11 protein-coding genes are annotated in these 16,152 nt (G+C 48.2%); 4 read left to right on the top strand and 7 right to left on the bottom strand.

Features of this window, described 5'->3' with window-relative positions:
• Positions 1 to 121: 121 nt before the first annotated feature.
• Positions 122 to 1,384: an SHOCT domain-containing protein gene (locus BN98_RS06820; RefSeq protein WP_019190719.1), complete on the top strand. Its 1,263-nt coding sequence runs from the start codon at positions 122 to 124 to the stop codon at positions 1,382 to 1,384.
• A 13-nt stretch (positions 1,385 to 1,397) separates the two neighbouring features.
• Complete coding sequence (locus BN98_RS06815) at positions 1,398 to 2,936, top strand: TFIIB-type zinc ribbon-containing protein (RefSeq protein ID WP_019190718.1); 1,539 nt, start codon at positions 1,398 to 1,400, stop codon at positions 2,934 to 2,936.
• 56 nt (positions 2,937 to 2,992) lie between these two features.
• Here the strand turns inward: BN98_RS06815 and BN98_RS06810 are convergent, their stop codons facing one another.
• The 6 genes from BN98_RS06810 to BN98_RS06785 all read right to left on the bottom strand — a co-directional run bounded on the left by BN98_RS06810 (position 2,993) and on the right by BN98_RS06785 (position 10,470).
• Entirely contained in the window at positions 2,993 to 3,619 is a 627-nt protein-coding gene (locus BN98_RS06810; protein WP_019190717.1) for a response regulator transcription factor, read from the bottom strand.
• Positions 3,609 to 4,877: a sensor histidine kinase gene (locus tag BN98_RS06805; protein WP_019190716.1), complete on the bottom strand. Its 1,269-nt coding sequence runs from the start codon at positions 4,875 to 4,877 to the stop codon at positions 3,609 to 3,611. The genes BN98_RS06810 and BN98_RS06805 overlap by 11 nt, the downstream gene beginning before the upstream one ends.
• Positions 4,864 to 6,522 carry a hypothetical protein gene (locus tag BN98_RS06800; protein WP_019190715.1) on the bottom strand — a complete coding sequence of 553 codons (1,659 nt, stop codon included), beginning with the start codon at positions 6,520 to 6,522 and terminating at the stop codon, positions 4,864 to 4,866. The genes BN98_RS06805 and BN98_RS06800 overlap by 14 nt, the downstream gene beginning before the upstream one ends.
• Positions 6,523 to 6,610: 88 nt before the next feature.
• Positions 6,611 to 7,756, bottom strand: coding sequence for a CD0519/CD1768 family membrane protein (locus tag BN98_RS06795; protein WP_019190714.1), 1,146 nt, complete (start codon positions 7,754 to 7,756; stop codon positions 6,611 to 6,613).
• 183 nt (positions 7,757 to 7,939) lie between these two features.
• A complete protein-coding gene (locus tag BN98_RS06790; RefSeq protein WP_019190713.1) occupies positions 7,940 to 9,736 on the bottom strand; it encodes an oleate hydratase in 1,797 nt (598 codons plus the stop codon).
• 149 nt (positions 9,737 to 9,885) lie between these two features.
• Positions 9,886 to 10,470, bottom strand: a complete 585-nt coding sequence (locus tag BN98_RS06785; RefSeq protein ID WP_019190712.1) for a TetR/AcrR family transcriptional regulator — start codon at positions 10,468 to 10,470, stop codon at positions 9,886 to 9,888.
• 236 nt (positions 10,471 to 10,706) lie between these two features.
• Between BN98_RS06785 and BN98_RS06780 the strand changes: the two genes are divergently transcribed.
• A complete protein-coding gene (locus BN98_RS06780; RefSeq protein ID WP_019190711.1) occupies positions 10,707 to 11,477 on the top strand; it encodes a putative ABC transporter permease in 771 nt (256 codons plus the stop codon).
• 2 nt (positions 11,478 to 11,479) lie between these two features.
• Positions 11,480 to 12,892 (top strand): methylaspartate mutase accessory protein GlmL, encoded by a 1,413-nt coding sequence (gene glmL / locus BN98_RS06775; RefSeq protein WP_019190710.1) that lies wholly within the window; start codon positions 11,480 to 11,482, stop codon positions 12,890 to 12,892.
• A 117-nt stretch (positions 12,893 to 13,009) separates the two neighbouring features.
• Here glmL and BN98_RS06770 read toward each other — a convergent pair whose 3' ends face one another.
• Positions 13,010 to 16,033: an ATP-binding protein gene (locus BN98_RS06770; RefSeq protein WP_207636732.1), complete on the bottom strand. Its 3,024-nt coding sequence runs from the start codon at positions 16,031 to 16,033 to the stop codon at positions 13,010 to 13,012.
• Positions 16,034 to 16,152 lie beyond the last annotated feature (119 nt).

Raw genomic sequence — 16,152 nt, 5'->3', positions numbered from 1 at the left:
CCGTACATAAAATCACCCGTTTAGAGGATGTGGAAACACAATAAACCTCCTATCATGAAGCTACCAATGGATATGTCTTTCCATTCAACGTACGTTTCACGTAGCAAAAAGGAGGATGCATATGGGGTTTATTAAGGCTTTCACAGGCGCTTTGGGCGGTACCTTCGCCGATCAATGGTTGGACTTTTACCTTCCGGATGGCTCCATTCCGGCAACGGCAGCGATTTTCCCCGCAAAACCACAGGGCACCAATCAGGGACGCGGCGAAAACACAAAGGGCAACGCCAACATCATCAGCAACGGCAGTAAAATCATCGTTCCCGAAGGAACGGCGCTCATCACCATGCAGGATGGACAAATCACCGGCATCATTGCCGAAGCCGGCGGATTTATCTTCCGCTCGGACGATGTCAATTCCCAAAGTATTTTTGCCGGCGACGGTCCCGTTGCTTCTCTGATTCAATCGACATGGGAAAAAATTAAATTCGGCGGCCAGGTCGGCTCACAGCAGCTGGCCTTTTACGTGAACCTGAAAGAAATTCCGAATAATCGCTTTGGTACACAAGGCGAGATTTATTGGGATGACGCCTTCTTTGGCACCCAGGTCGGTGCGGTCACGCGCGGCACCTACACCTTAAAAATTGTCGATCCGCTTCTTTTCGTCAAAAATTTCGTTCCGCAGAAATATTTGTTGGCCGACGCACCGGTATTCGATTTTTCGGATATGGATAACGACGCGGCATCCCAGCTGTTTAATGAAGTGGTGGGAAGCCTTTCCGCCGCCTTCTCGAACTATACCAATGACCCAAGTCGTGGCAATCGCATGAGCAAAATTCAAGGCGACCAGATCGGTTTTGCCCAATCGCTCTCCCTTGCCGTTGAAGAAGGTTTCCAATGGAAGACAGATCGAGGCCTTGTCATTGTAAAGACGGCAATCCTTGCGATTGAATATGACGAAGACACCAAAAAACTCATGTCCGATGTCAAGAAGGCGGATGCCCTGTCCGGCAGCCGTGGCAATGCCTTTTTCCAACAGGCTGCGGCAAGAGGATTGCAATCCGCAGGTGAAAACGGTGGCGGAGCCAATATGGCCTTCATGGGCATGGGCATGAACGCAACCGGAAACATGATGTCCGGCACGCAACAGCCCAATACGCCAAGCACCTATCAGCCCAATTTTGGCGCTGCACAAATGAACCAAGGCCAAGGGCAACAGGCTCCCTCGCAACAGCAGACACAACCGCAGCAGAATGCGCCATCTCCGTCAGGCCAAAGTCCGGAAGATCCGACCGAAAAGCTGATTAAGATGAAGAAGCTCTTGGATGCCGGCGTCATCACCGAAGAAGAATTCAACAAAATGAAGTCCGACCTCTTGGGTCTGTAAAGAGAGGTGGTTTATGAATGCGGAAAATAATGAAGTTAAAATCATAAACACCCCGACCATGCAAAAAGACGGACAGGTGAAATGTCCGAAATGTGGTTCCACGGATATTGAAACCAATACCAAAACGGGAAAGCTGCGCTGTAATTTCTGTCGTCATGAATTCGAGCTGGAGCTTGCTTCGGAAGACCCGGACATCCGCACGTTGGAAGGTACGTCTTTGCGAAGCGGCGCACAGGATATTGATGAAAACAGCCAGGACATCATCACCCTGAAATGTGAGAGTTGCGGCGCGGAAGTCGTCATCGACACGAAAACATCCACGCAGGCGCGATGCCACTGGTGTCGCAACACGCTATCTCTGAACAATCAAATTCCCAACGGCGCCGTTCCGGATGTCATCCTGCCGTTTTCTGTCTCCAAAGAAGAAGCGCAGGAAAAGATCAATACCTTTGTGCAGAAGCGAAAATTTTTTGCCCATCCTCAATTTACGAAGGAATTTACGACAGAAAACATCTGCGGCGTGTACATGCCCTATATGCTGGTGGATGTAAATGCGCATATGCATCTTTCGGGCAAAGGAGAAATTCAAACCGCCTGTCGAGAAGTCGGAGACGACGATCATAAACACATGGAATATGATGCCGACGTCTATCACGTGGAACGCGAGTTCGATATTTCTGTGGACGATCTCTCCATTGAATCCAGCAGCGATAAACTGGATTACTCCTCCAAGGAGAAGACCACGAACATCATCAATGCGGTGATGCCCTTTGATACTGATAATTGTGTCACTTTTAATTCCAACTACCTTAAAGGTTATACGTCTGAAAAACGTGATACCAATATCGGAACGTTAAAAGAAGTGATTGATGCACAAAGCTCCGACGTGGCAAGGCTTGCCGCACAGGATAGTCTCGAACAATATGATCGTGGCGTCTGCTGGGACCATGAAGACTATGAAGTCAAGGGCGATTCCTGGAAAGCCGCCTATTTGCCGATCTGGCTCTACAGCTATATGCAAACCAAAGGCAAAAAACATCAATTGCACTATGTCGCCGTCAATGCTCGCACCAAAGAAACCATGGGAAGCGTCCCCATCAACTTTCAGAAGCTGTTACTCACTTCCTTCCTCGTGGAAATCGGCGGCGCCCTGTTGGCTTTTCTCCTGAATATCGTTGCGATGATGGATGTCTTCCGTAACACGGATATTCAGGAATACCGCGGATATGCATGGCTTCTTCTGCTGTCGGGCCTTGTGTTCTATTACACGATGTATCTGCGCTATCGCAATTCCAATCAACGCCACCACTACGAAAAGGAAACGAAGCATGAGATATCCAATCTCCTCCAGGTGGATGATTTTCTGGAGAGTAAATACGGCCTGAATTACGCTCGCATTTTGGGCGAAAACAGCGAAGATTTGAAAGGCAATAAGCTGGATTTGACAAAGGACGCGAAGCTCAAAAAAGCAATGGAAAAAGGCGTTCTGGAGGAAGCCATCCAAAATCAGAAACGCTTAGAAGAAATGGATCGAAAAGACGCCGGGGAATAAACTTTCCCCGGCCACGTCTTTTTTATGTATCAAGAAAGATGCCGACGCACCAAATCTTATTCGTCTTCGATCACAAAGCCCGTGATACGTGATTGAATGGCTAGTTGCGTGCGACTGGAAAATCCCGTTTTTTCCAAGAGATGTTTAATATGGGTTTTCACCGTATTCGGAGAAATGTACAATTTCTCAGCAATCTCCTCGTTTCCGGCACCCGTGGTAAGAAGGCGCAGCACCTCAATTTCACGCGAAGTAAGGTCCGTCGATTTCGTCAGGCCCAACTGAACCTCTGGTGTTTCCGACGGATATATGGATTCCCCGGCTAACGTGCGATCCATAATCTCCAGGATGGTTTTTTCCGACACCTCTTTATACCAAAAACTGTCAATGCCGATTTTCTTTGCCCGTTCCATCCACGACACCTCGGGCATGCTAGTCACAGCAATAATCTTTATGTCCGGCCGTAACTGTTTTATTTTTTCGGCTGCGTCGAGACCATTGGAACCATCTTGCATGAGAATGTCCATGATGACCAGATCAATGGGACTTTTCAACACATACGTGTCTGCAAACATTGCCGTATCAATCGAATAGACCACTTCATATTTTGGCGATTGCCGGATATACAGGGTAAAGAGCTCGCGCGATACGAATTGGTCATCGACGATCATAACTTTATAGGTCATTGGTTTCCCCTTTCGACCAGGACAGAGCCAGTGTAAAATACGGTGTCGTAGAAATGGACATCTCGCCGCCATAGAGCGTGATACGTTCACGAATGTTTTTTAATCCGCCCTTTTCGCGGATGGGTCCATCAGGAGGAGTCCCGTCATTTCGAATGGTGCAGCGAACCATCCGATCCTCTTCTTCGAGCGTAATATCAAGGTTATTGGCCGCTCCATGGCGGATCGCATTATTCAACGCCTCATGTACAATATCCACAAAAACGGAGAGCTCCTTTTTTTCTGTAGGCAACGTGCCGTTCAAATGAATCTCTACCCCAATTGCTCGCGCGGTAGACACCAGTTTTTCCCATGCCGAATCGACTTTGGGCGGATCCGATTCTTCCTCCAGCACCAACAGACTTTCTTTCCACAGTTGAAGCAGGCGATCTCGATCTTCTTTGGTTTTCTCCTTCTTTTCTAAATAGTGTTTGAAATAGATTAAGGATTGACCAATTTTGTCATGGATATGGATTTTTGCCTGGAGAATTTCCTTTTGCCTCGTATATTCACTGACCCGTTTCTGATAACTCTTCAGGTGCGCGTTTCGCTGTTGAATTTCGATATTTTTCTTTTTTATCTCCTCATATAGCGCCCACTTTAGCGTAATGTCATAAGCCAAGGTTTCCTTTATGTCGCCATGAAAAATCACCTGAATCAGCCAAGTTTTCTGATTGCTTCGAATGACTAAAGGGTCACGTTGCAGGATCGTCGCTCGAGGCTTAATTCTATTGGCTCGTATTGCTTCAGCGCAGGCAACGTCATTGACCAACCACTTTCCAAACACGGCATAGCTGATCTCCTGCATGGTGCGATTGACCAATAGGGGGGTTCCATCCAATCGCGAAAAACACACGCCATCCGGCAGATTGTCCAGGCTTTCCTTGATCGAGTTTTCTCCGATCTCTTTCTTTTGTCTCTTCCGAATCCATCGGATAAAAAGCATTTCCAGCAGGAAAAGAACAACAAGGCTGGCGATGAGATATTGGACGGAAAGCGGTAAAAACCACCTGCCAAGTCGCATTCTATCGCTCCCGATTTCCGCTAAAACCTGCGCTGCCAATAAGCATGCAAAAAAGAGGAGGAGACTGGCGAGTACAACCGGAGCATTGGAGCGCGTATCCACCATTTCGACTACAATTTGAATGCTTAGCATCAGCAGGAAAAGGCAGAGGGCAAAAAGAAGGGCGAGACTTCCTTGTGGTATGCTATGCAAGGTCATTTTCTCCTCCTTCCACCGCAATACGCCAAAATGAATGGGTTCCTTCCCTTTTCTCCTCAATGTGAAGTGTGACACCGTCTTCTGTCTCTTCCACCCGATCCAAGACGAAAAAATGCTTCGTCGTCTCCATCGTCACGGTCCAAACCGGGCATTTTCCCTGTTGTTCCAGCACAATCGACAACGAAGAGAGAAACGGAAAATGGGGCTCCAGAATGGTTTGAAACACGGCATACATTCGTAAACATACAGCAGGATCCACAATATCATTGCTCTGCCAATGCAAAACCGTTGTAACACCTCTCAATCGTATGTAATTCAAAGATTCGCCAATAGCCAGGCCGACCTCGGCAAGAGAAAGCTGTTCTTTTGTTTTGGCCAATAAAAACAGATTGGAATAGCGTTTAATATACACGTTGTAAATGCAGGCGTCTAGAAGGGCGTCTTCAAACGCTTTTTCCTCTTCCGGCATATGGGCAATGATCTCTTCCAGACGCCGAAATTGCGGATTCAGCTTGGCATCAATCGCCAAGCGAATTTGCTTTTGCTCATCGAGTTTCGCCATTTTTTCCTTTAATTTATTATCCGCGTCAAGAAGATCATTTTCGCTCATCATATCCTCGTTCAAGGCAAAGAGGCGAGCTTTTAAGACGTTAAAATCGGTTAAGTCCACAAGCCAGAACGATCTTCCTCCCTGAATTTCAGCGCTTTCCAAAAGCGTATTGGTATCCAGGGATACCGGATGTTCCTTCGTCTCCATGAGCAGATCGCGACGGACGGCAGGGCCTTTATTTGGGGCAATAACTATCTCCCCTTTCGCATTCATAATTCCAATATTGAGTGCAGACATTTTTAAAAAGCGTTCATACCCTCTGTTGGAAGGCAAGAGCCGCATAAACACTAACGCTTCGATGAATAAAATGACTGTCAGAATGTTAAATTCCGCGCTCCTGACAAACAGGCGGACGGGATAAAATGGCTTCCAATCGCAAACATAGAGCAATGTATAGAGCATCCACAAACAGAGAACCCCCATCGGCAGCACAATTGGTCGAAACTGTTTTGTTTCAAATGACGGAATGAGTGTATGGATAATGGTGGCAATCGCTAATAACAAGATGTAAAGAAGTACTAAATAAAATACCGGGCCGTACTGGTGCGCGCCTCTGTCGGTCAGCGAAAACGCAAGGCCGTGAAACTTGTTCGTCAAGATCAGCAAAACAAGAAGTTCTGTCGGAATCCACAACAGATTCCAACACTTGTTGATGTGTTCATGCTCCGACTTCGAAATCAACAAGGAAGTAATAAAGACGAGATGGACAATATTGAGCGTGAAACAATAGTAGCCATAGCGTATATACGCCTTCGCCAAAGGATTCTCCAACAAGATTTCGTACTTTACTGTCCGTAATGCCAAGTAACCCATGAGCAGCACGCTGATGCACTGAAAAAGGCGAATCGAAGACCTGCGCAACAGGCGATTTTCCATATTCCGTCGCCATAAGAAAATGATAAAGCCATACGAACAGAAAATAAGAACATGCACAGAAAATGAAATCCCGTGAAAAGCGTCCAGAAAATGCAAAGCCATGGCTGTGAATACGAAAAGGACGGAAAGACAATAGCTGAGAGCCTCTTTGCGATACATATTGCCTCCTTTCACGCGATTGGACATAAAGAATGACGTGCGTCACAATCGGTTTTCGATGAGGTATCTGCCTGTTTCTTTTTTTGAACTACAGCAGCATAAAAAGAATATGGGCCGCAATGCCTGCGCACAATCCGCCGATCGTGTGGCTTAAAATGGAGCGACCGGTCAAGTCTTTGCAGCCGAGGGCTTCCATCATCGCAACGTGTGTGGAGAGATAGCCCGACCAGCACATGCAAATCGCGGTGAAAACAGCAATGTCATTTCCGCTGACGGCGCCGACCCGTGCCATGTTCTTGACTACGCCGATGGCAGCGCCGCTGGAGCCCAGCGCCGTGATGGGTACAGCGATGCCTTCAGCGCTTGTAAAGCCGAAGAGCGGACGAAGCACAAACGAAAGTTTCTGTCCGATCCAGGGCAGAACCGGAACCCCTTCGCCGGCCGCTCCGGTATAGACGCCACCGGCCCCCGGGCCGTTGGTGAGCAGAAGGACAATCGTACAGATGCCGAGGACGCCGGGAATGATGGCCACGCCCATGTCCACACCTCGTTTCCCGCCATCTAATAGTGCTTCGATAAATCGCTGTCCGACACTTCCCGGACGCACAATGCGCATGGTTGAGGGCAGTTTGTCCTGCACGGCAAGGCCTTCTTGCGCATGAACCCCATACTTCTTTTTGGTTGCGCGCAGCATCAGGCGTACACTGACGACACTGCCGACAACCGCACCCAGATTTCCAATACAGGCAGCTTTTAAGGCGCCTTCCACGGGAAGCGCCATCATGGTGGTCGTGGTAATCAATCCCATACCGAACGCCGTGCCGAGGTTCGTCAATGCCGGCTTTTGATAATTTTTAAAATAGCGAATAAAGTTTTCTTCCGTTGCTAACGTTAAAATGGCCGGATTGTCGGATAAGTAGCAGTTCATGACGCCCAATGACGCCGCCCCCGGCAAATCGTAAATTGGCTTCATGATGAGTGAAAGCACTTTGTTCACCAGCGCAATGAGGCCAAATTCCGAAAATAGACCGGACACTGCGCCGGCCATTACCGAAATGGCCATAATATAGAAGCAGGTGTGCATCAGGCTTTCATAGGCCGTATTCATGAGCGTCATCAACATATTTGTTGCGCCCATGACCTTGCCCATACCGATGAAAAAGCCGAAAAAACAGACAAGAAATAAAACGCTCTCCAAACCAAAAATCTTTTTTAATCGTTGTTCACCGTCCACCCTCGCCCCTCCTTTATATGTAGATATGCTGTAAAAATTATAGCAAATTTACTACGGGATGGAAGATCCGTGAATGGCAATAGGAAATTATTCGGCAAGCAGCCAATCGATAAGCAAAAGGAAGGCTGTGCCCGTTCACGCATAACCTTCCTTTTGCTTCCCTTTTACTGCATACCTTTTCGCTTACAATAGGTGATATTCCTTGAGCATTGCCTCGATTTCCGTGCCGCCGATTTTCTCGGCGAGTATTGCGCGCACGCCAAATGGCAACTCGATTTTCGGCTCTTCCCCATCAAACAACGCACTTGCGCCGGAAAGCATATAGCGCACATCATAGCGAGAGCCAAACACCTCGGGCACGCGCTTTTCCACGCCTGTAAGAACGTAGACCGCTTCCATGGCGCAACGAGCGGAATACTCCGTCGTGAATACGGTATCACGGCCGGGGTCGTCAAGTGTTTCCACAAATTGTCCGAGGAAAGCAAAGTTCACTGCGTTTTTCGGAACGACATAGGGTCGATCGCCAAAGCTTCTCGGCATAAATTGAGCCGTGATATAGGGCATGAATACCGGAATTGTGGAGGTCTGCTTGGCAAGTCGGTCAATGTCCGTTTCGACCACGCCGATTTGGTAGAGCCATTCCTTCGCGATCTCTTCTCCGGTGCATTCTACCATCGGCTTATGAATATAGTCGCCCTCTTTATCCGTAAAAAGCGCATACACCCAAACGGCTATCTCATCCTTCGGTTGGTTGATATATTGCCCCTGACGATTGATGGTCCAACTCATGAGCCAAGGGGAATCCAAAGCGGTCACAATGCCGCCGGTGACAACTTTTCCGGTGTAGGGGCTGCGCTTGGTAATTTTTTCAATATAAGAAGCTATTTCTTCGCTCTTTACTGTAACCGTTGCCGATTCCCAGTTAGTCTCATCGATGTTGGACGTAAACACATCCGGGTTTCCAAATTCCGGTGATTTTCGCGCGATATTCTTCCAAAGTTTGAAGCTCTCTTCCGTATTGATAGCAAGATTCGGCGCCGTCTCATTGTCTCCATACGACGAAGATTCTACAAGAGACCCCGTTGTTATGAATACCAAATCATTTTCGCTAAGCGGAATGGATTTGTCCTCGCCCGTCTTGGTGTCCTTCGCAATGATTTTTGTTGCCACCTTTTTCTCGTCGGATAGCTCGAACTCGATGTCCACCACCTCATGATTGTATTCCGTGCGCACGCCTTTTTCTATCAGCCAACGCATCATTGGCACCACGATGGATTCGTATTGGTCATAACGCGTAAATTGCAGTGCGGAAAGATCCGGCAATCCACTGACATGATGGATGAAGCGATTGATGTACAGTTTCAGTTCCAAGGCGGAATGCCAGTTTTCAAAAGCAAACATGGTACGGTAATACGTCCAGAAGTCGCTTTCTAAAAATTCCTGTGAGAAGACTTCTTCTACCGATACTTCCTGCAATTTCTCATCCGGCGTCAATACCAGATGTAAAATTTCCTGAATAACCTCTTTGGAGAGATTGAATTTTCCGTTATCATAACGTTCGCCGCGATTTTTCGTAATACGGCAATTGCTGTAATTCGGATCATCGAGGTTGGTATAGTACAGATCATCCAGAATCGACATTCCCGGATCTTCACGGGAAGGGATATAGCTTAACAGATCCCACAGCACCTCAAAATGGTGACCGGTTTCGCGTCCACCACGCGCAACATACCCTAAATCGGAAAGCAGACGGCCATCCAGCGCTCCGCCGGCAATGTCATCCTTTTCCAAAAAGATAATTTGGGACGGATCCATGCTTGCGTCCTTAATGAGAAATCCCGCCGTCGACAATCCTGCGATACCGGTTCCGATAATGTACGCTTTTTTATTTTCAATGTCCTTCGGTTTTCTGGCATGAACTAAGCGATCATAATCGCCATTGCCCAGCTTTAATCGTTCATCAAAAGTTTTAATTTCCATAACGTTTCCTCCTTTTTCTGTTCCGTGCTTTCATCTTATTCGGGCACTTCACCGCATACAACGGGTAAAAGGGGGCTTTTGTAATGGTTTCGGCTAGGGATAGAAAATTGACCAAAAATGAAACAAAAAAGCAAGATTGTACAAGTAAATTACTTGCGCTGCGGATTTTCCAAATGCTCACTTATGCGCAGCGAACGCTCAATATTGCCATCAAAGAGTTTGCCAATGCGAAAAATCATTTCATTCGGAGATTCCGTCATCCCCTCCTGCATCCACTTATCCAGCAGGCCAACCAATGCAGCCCGATAAAAGTCGATGACAATGCGTTTGTCCCGCTCCTTGGCAGCGATCTTTTTGGAACGGCATTCATTCTCCACGTATTTGCTCATAACGGATTCGCAAATTTTATACAGATACGCATCGGTGTCCTTCTTATCAATGGAATGAAAGAGATTCTGAGCCGCTTTTTTATTTTCGAGAAGAAACGAAGCTGCATGGAGCAGGCTTTCTTCCCACGAAAACGTGGCATTAAATTCTTCATCCACTTTTTGCAGTTCATCCCGAAGGATTTCCTTGACTAGAGAATAGATGTCTTCGTAGTGATAGTAAAAGGTGTTTCGACTAATTTCACAGCGATCGGAAAGCGTGGCGATCGTAATAGTATGAAAGCTTCGCTCTTTAAGGAGCTGCATAAATTCCTTTTTGATTAAATTTTTGGTGTACTGCTTAGCCATCTTCACCTCTTTTCAGGATGCCAACAGGCATCAGATAACATTCGTGATTACTATGCCCATTATACCGAGCGAAAACGGACGTCGCAATGGCGCGATTCCATCGACATATCCACACAAACCTGTGCAACGGTTTCAAACACGCATCCAAAGGGGTACAATAACGGGGAATTCCCGCACAGTTTCACAGGCCATTTTTCTCTGCGAATCGAATGCGCGAAAATCCGAAGGAGGCTTCTATGGATTATCCGTTGTTGCTCTATTTTTTTGTCTACGCATCTATCGGTTGGATGATGGAGGTCGGTTATAACGCCGTTCATTCCGGACGCTTTATTAATGCCGGCATGCTCAGCGGTCCATGGTGCCCAATCTATGGTTTTGGCGCCTGTGCGGTCCTTTTATTTCTCTCCGATATTGCAAATACCAATAAATTGCTTCTGTTTTTTGGCTCTATGCTGATCGCTTCCATCATTGAACTGGTAACCGGGTTTGTGTTGGAGAAATTACTGCACCGGAAGTGGTGGGACTATTCCGATCGGCGCCTAAACCTCGGCGGTTATATCTGTTTGGAATATTCCTTGCTTTGGGGTATGTGTTGCTTTGTACTGTATGAAGCCATACATCCTTTGTTACGTCATTTGATCGGCTTCTTGCCGGCAAAGCTGGCATGGACCATCACGGTGGTCCTGCTTCTGTTGCTGCTCGTTGATGTCGTGAATATGGTCGCAACCCTGCTTGGCCTCAATAAAAAATGGAAGTATTCGGCAAAAATCAGCCAGGATATGCGAAAAGTTTCCGATCAAATCGGTGAGCGTGTATTCGAACACACGCGGGATCTCGAGGAAAAACGCCAGGAGCTGCACGAAAGTGAAGCGGCCAAGCGCATTGAGAAACGTCGCGAAAAACTGTTGCATCGCTGGCTGGCGTTCAGTGAGAAGCGGATGCTCAACGCTTTTCCCCACTTAATGCACGAACTCGACGAGAACGAAAAGAGAAAGAAAGGAAAATAATCATGCGTTATCTTTTAGTCGATATCGGTTCCACTTTTACCAAAGGGAGCCTCGTGGATACCAAAGAATACCGCATTTTAGCCCATGGTAAGGCCATTACGACCATTGAAACCAGCGTCATGGAAGGCATTCAGGAAATGCTTTTGGATCTGGTGCAAGATGCCAACCAGCGTGGAAACCATCTGGAATTTACCGAGGGAAAATGTTGGGATCGCGCGCTGCTGTGCTCTTCTGCAGCCGGCGGTCTGAAAATGGTGGCCGTGGGGCTGGGAAGACATTTGACAGCCGAGGCGGCAACGCGTTCGGCACTTGGTGCCGGCGCGCGAATTTTGAAAACCTATGCGCTTGATCTCACCGATGCCGACCTGGCAGAGTTGGAAGCGTTACAGCCTGATATTCTGCTGCTTTCGGGCGGCACGGACCACGGCAATCGCCGCAGTTTAGTGGAGCATGCGCGTCGATTGGCAACGCTTAACCATCGTATGCCCATTGTGATTGCCGGTAACTGTGAAGTTGCCGAAGAAGCGGCATCGCTATTGAGCGATTTTAACGTCACGATCACGGAGAATGTCATGCCGCAGGTGAACGTGTTAAATGCGGATCCGTCGCGGCGCGAAATTCGGCGCATCTTTATGGAACGCATCACGCATGCGAAGGGGCTGGATGAAGTGGGCGAAAAAATCGGGCCTGTATTAACGCCGACGCCCGACGCCGTGCTGCAAGCCGCAAAGCTGTTATCGCTGGGAACCGAAAATCGCCCGGGGATGGGCGATCTGTTACTGGTAGATATCGGCGGCGCAACGACCGACATTCACTCGGTCGGCGATGGTAAGCCCAAGCAGCCGAAGATTACCATCGATGGCAAAGAAAGTGAATTGCGCATTGAAGGGCTGCAGGAGCCGCTGGATAAACGTACCGTCGAAGGCGACTTGGGTATGCGCTATTCCGCGCGTAGCCTTTACGAAAGCGTCGGACAGGAAGCGCTGGCAGCCATTGCTCCGGCAGATTATGCGAAAGAATGTGACGCGCGCGCCAGCCACATCAGATTTATTCCGCAAACGCCGCGCGATTTTGCCGTGGATCGAGCGATGGCACGCGCTTGCGCTCAGGTAGCACTCTCTCGCCATGTCGGCACCCTGCGTCGCGACTACGAAAAGGGCCGCTACATTTACTATCTTAGCGGCAAGGATTTGACCGACTTTACCACCATCATCGGCACCGGCGGCGTTTTAGTGCACCAAGACCGTCCTGCCGACATTCTGCGCCCGGAAGAACGAGTGCTCTTCCCGCACCGTCCCCATCTCTATCTGGATCAACAGTACCTGCTTTCCGCCATGGGACTCTTAGCTACGGAAGAGCCCGATGTGGCCTTTGACCTGTTACAGAGAACGCTTGTTGACATCACGAAGGCGTAATCCTGCCTTTCCCAAATAAAAAAAGGCGGCCGGCAGGCCACCTTCTCTAATAAAACGGGGCTTTTCGCTATGCGAAAGCCCCGTTTTTTCTTCTTTCCCTACAACCATTGCTCCACTTTATTGCTTCGTTTTATGATCCATCAAATATTGCCGCTCGAAATGATCACGGTTCGGATCCAACAAAGACAGCGCTTCATGGAAATACGCCGCCGGTGCGTATTCAAACAGCCCTTCGAAATCGGTTTTTAAGCTGTCCTTCGGTACTTCATTTAAAATGCGATACGCGGCAAAGCACGCCGCCCCTTGTGCACGCGGATCGTTCATTTTCTCCGAAAACTCTTTCGCCTGTCGCAGATAGAGCGCGGCCTGCTTGTAATCCTTCTCCTTCATCGCCGTTAAGGCCATGTAGGCATCCAATACCGGTCGCTTCCAGAAGGAGTCGAACTGCCCGTAGAGATGATACGCATTTTGGAACGCCTGTTTTGCCTCCTCCAATCGCTCTAAAGCAAAGAGTGCCTTGCCCTTATTAATATAGAATACGGACATTGCCGAAAGTGCGTTCTTGTCCTGCGAAAGCTGAATGGCTTCGTCAAATTCCTGCAGTGCTTGTTCATAGTGCGCTTCCTGGAAACGAATCTCCCCGATATAATTATGTGCCGCCGCAATATTAATCGCATAGCGACGCGCCACTTCCGGGGTCACCGTAAAGGTTTGAATGGATTCGTGCAACAGCTGCTCCGCCATGGTCTGGTGGCCTGTCATGATGTTATAGAGACCCTTCAAGCGCAGCAATATACCGATCTCTTTGTGATAATTGCACTGCACTGCCAGATGCAAAGCGCCTTCGATATACGACAACATCTCTTCCGCTTGGTTCGTCTGAATGTTATAAAAGATGAACTGTTTGTAGCCTTCCAGTTCATAGTCCTTGTCGTTGAGCGTTTTCGCCTTGCCCACGGCTTCCCGCATATCCTTCAGACCTTCCGCATAAGCGCCGTCACGAATGAGATAGCGACCCTTCATGTAGTAGAACTGCATTTCCAGACGCGTCAAATCCTCATCCGAGGTTGTCTTCCGCAATGCCGTGAATTTTTCCTCCAAATTTTTGAACATTTCCTGCAATCGGTCACGGGAAATATACACTTTCTCCCCCGCATCCGCTTCCTGAATGCTCAAGATCGGGAACAGTTCGTGCGAGAAATTGAGGTAGTAATTGAGCATTTCCAGTTCAAACTGAATGCTCTTAATCGGCTCCTCCGCGCTGGTATAGTGATAGACCAGTTTCGAATAGAGATACAGCGCCGGCTTTCTCTTCAGCGACTCTTCCAAAATCTGCGCAATGCGTTTATGAATCACGCGGCACTTGGAATGCGGCTGCGTCATATAAATGTATTCTCGAAGCTTCACATGCGTAAAGCAAATGCCGATATCGCTCTCATGCGCCCGTTCTTTGAGGATGTTAATATGTTCCAAATGCTCAATCAAACCGATGATATCCGAATCACTGCGCCCCATGAGGTTCATGAGAACAGACAACGGCGCCTCATCGTAGAAAAAGCTGACCAAGTCCAGCACATCGCGTTCGGGTTTGGAGAGATAGGCAAAGCGCGCCTTCATGGCGTCCTTCATCTTTTCCGTCATCAGCGTATCCGTTTCCGAGGTCGCCAATAACTGGACGTATTCCGCCAAAAAGAAGGAATTGCCCTCCGTCTCCCGATAGATTTTCTCCATCATATCCGGCTGTATGTCCTTCTGCGTCGCCTCCTGAATGAAGGCAAAGGACTGTTCCCGATCAAATCGCTGCAAGGGAATGGCTTCCAAGAGGCCGTAACTGGTGAGAGTTGCCAAAGCATCTTCCAAGGGCTGCGACATTTCCGGACGTGCCGTCATCAAAAACATCGCGCGCTTTTCCATACGCAACAATACCGAAGTCAACAGGCGGACGGAAACCTCATCAAGCCACTGCAGATCCTCCAGCACAATCACCAAGGGATGCACCGCGGAGATTTTTCGAATCCCCTCCACAAAAATCTTAGATAGCAGATCAAAATTCAATCCCTTGTGCACTTCCGGGAAGAAAAGTTCCTTGGTTGCCGACTCCAGCGGCGGAAACAGCTGCTTCATCGTACTGTCCCAATAGGTGGGCAGGGAGATGCCCAATCGTTTTAATGTTTCACCCATACGTTCGATAAGAACAGCCATCGGGCGCAAGGCATAATCCTGTTCTGCACAGTAGCAATCCGCCTCCAGCACAACCCGATCTTCCGGCGCATCCTCGAGGACTTTACGCAACAAGGCACTCTTTCCAATCCCTGCCTCCCCTTCGATTAAGAGCGATACCGCCTTTTTCTCCGCAATGAGGCTTAAATTTTTTTGAATGAGAGCGCGTTCCTTAAAGCGACCGTAAAAGAATTCTTCATGTGTTGCTGAGCGATGATCGCTCAAGTCAATTTGATTGACGGCTTCTTCATAAATGGACTGCGTTTCCACATCCGGGCTGACGCCCAACTCGTCGCGCAGCAGTTTTTTCAAATTGTAATAGGTCTCAATGACTTTGCCCGTACGCCCGGTTTTTGCATAATAGCGCATGAGCAGGCGCACGCTGCGTTCATCATATTCGTCCATGCTGATGAGCGTGTGAATGGATTTTTCGACGTTTTCGTTCTGCCCCTCTTCAATTTCTTTCTCCAATTGCTGATACGCATGCGCAATATATTTTTCTTCGTAGAAGGAACGCATACGCGTCACCCAAAAGTCATATTGCTCGGAGTCTTTCACATAGAATCCCTGCAGGAAGGGGCCGTCGTAAACCGATAAGTGCGCTGCCGGATCTTCCGAAAACAACGTCGCATCACACGAAATTCCTAGCGCCGGATTTAATTCCAGCAATAGTTTTTTTGGCGATAAGATAAAATCTTCGCCGACGCAACGTTTTGCCTGGTAAATCGCGTTGCGCAAATTTTTCTTAGCAATGGCTTCATCTTCATCCGGCCAAAGCAATCCGGCAATCTCCGTGCGGGTAATCGTCTCGTTAACAGCCAGATAATAAATCATGGCGTTAATTTTGTTGTAGGGAAAGAAAATTCTTTCGCCATCGCGTTCCACCGCCGGCATACCAAAAAGCTTAATCTGTATTGTCACGTAGTGTCCTCCTTTCCGTAGCATCTATCTTCCCTATTATACTATACGTCAAAAGATCGTCCACGATTTGACGTGAAATTAGACCATATTCTCCTTTTTTTCCGATAAATTCGACTCTT

This window comes from Levyella massiliensis, assembly GCF_000308275.2.
Classification (GTDB): domain Bacteria; phylum Bacillota; class Clostridia; order Tissierellales; family Peptoniphilaceae; genus Murdochiella; species Murdochiella massiliensis_A.
This window is presented reverse-complemented; position numbering and strand designations above follow the sequence as displayed.

Bases quoted from the DNA above. Each gene is read 5' to 3' on its own strand.
- BN98_RS06820 (WP_019190719.1), top strand. From the start codon at position 122: ATGGGGTTTATTAAGGCTTTCACAGGCGCTTTGGGCGGTACCTTCGCC.
- BN98_RS06815 (WP_019190718.1), top strand. From the start codon at position 1,398: ATGAATGCGGAAAATAATGAAGTTAAAATCATAAACACCCCGACCATG.
- BN98_RS06810 (WP_019190717.1), bottom strand. From the start codon at position 3,619: ATGACCTATAAAGTTATGATCGTCGATGACCAATTCGTATCGCGCGAG.
- BN98_RS06805 (WP_019190716.1), bottom strand. From the start codon at position 4,877: ATGACCTTGCATAGCATACCACAAGGAAGTCTCGCCCTTCTTTTTGCC.
- BN98_RS06800 (WP_019190715.1), bottom strand. From the start codon at position 6,522: ATGTATCGCAAAGAGGCTCTCAGCTATTGTCTTTCCGTCCTTTTCGTA.
- BN98_RS06790 (WP_019190713.1), bottom strand. From the start codon at position 9,736: ATGGAAATTAAAACTTTTGATGAACGATTAAAGCTGGGCAATGGCGAT.
- BN98_RS06785 (WP_019190712.1), bottom strand. From the start codon at position 10,470: ATGGCTAAGCAGTACACCAAAAATTTAATCAAAAAGGAATTTATGCAG.
- BN98_RS06780 (WP_019190711.1), top strand. From the start codon at position 10,707: ATGGATTATCCGTTGTTGCTCTATTTTTTTGTCTACGCATCTATCGGT.
- glmL (WP_019190710.1), top strand. From the start codon at position 11,480: ATGCGTTATCTTTTAGTCGATATCGGTTCCACTTTTACCAAAGGGAGC.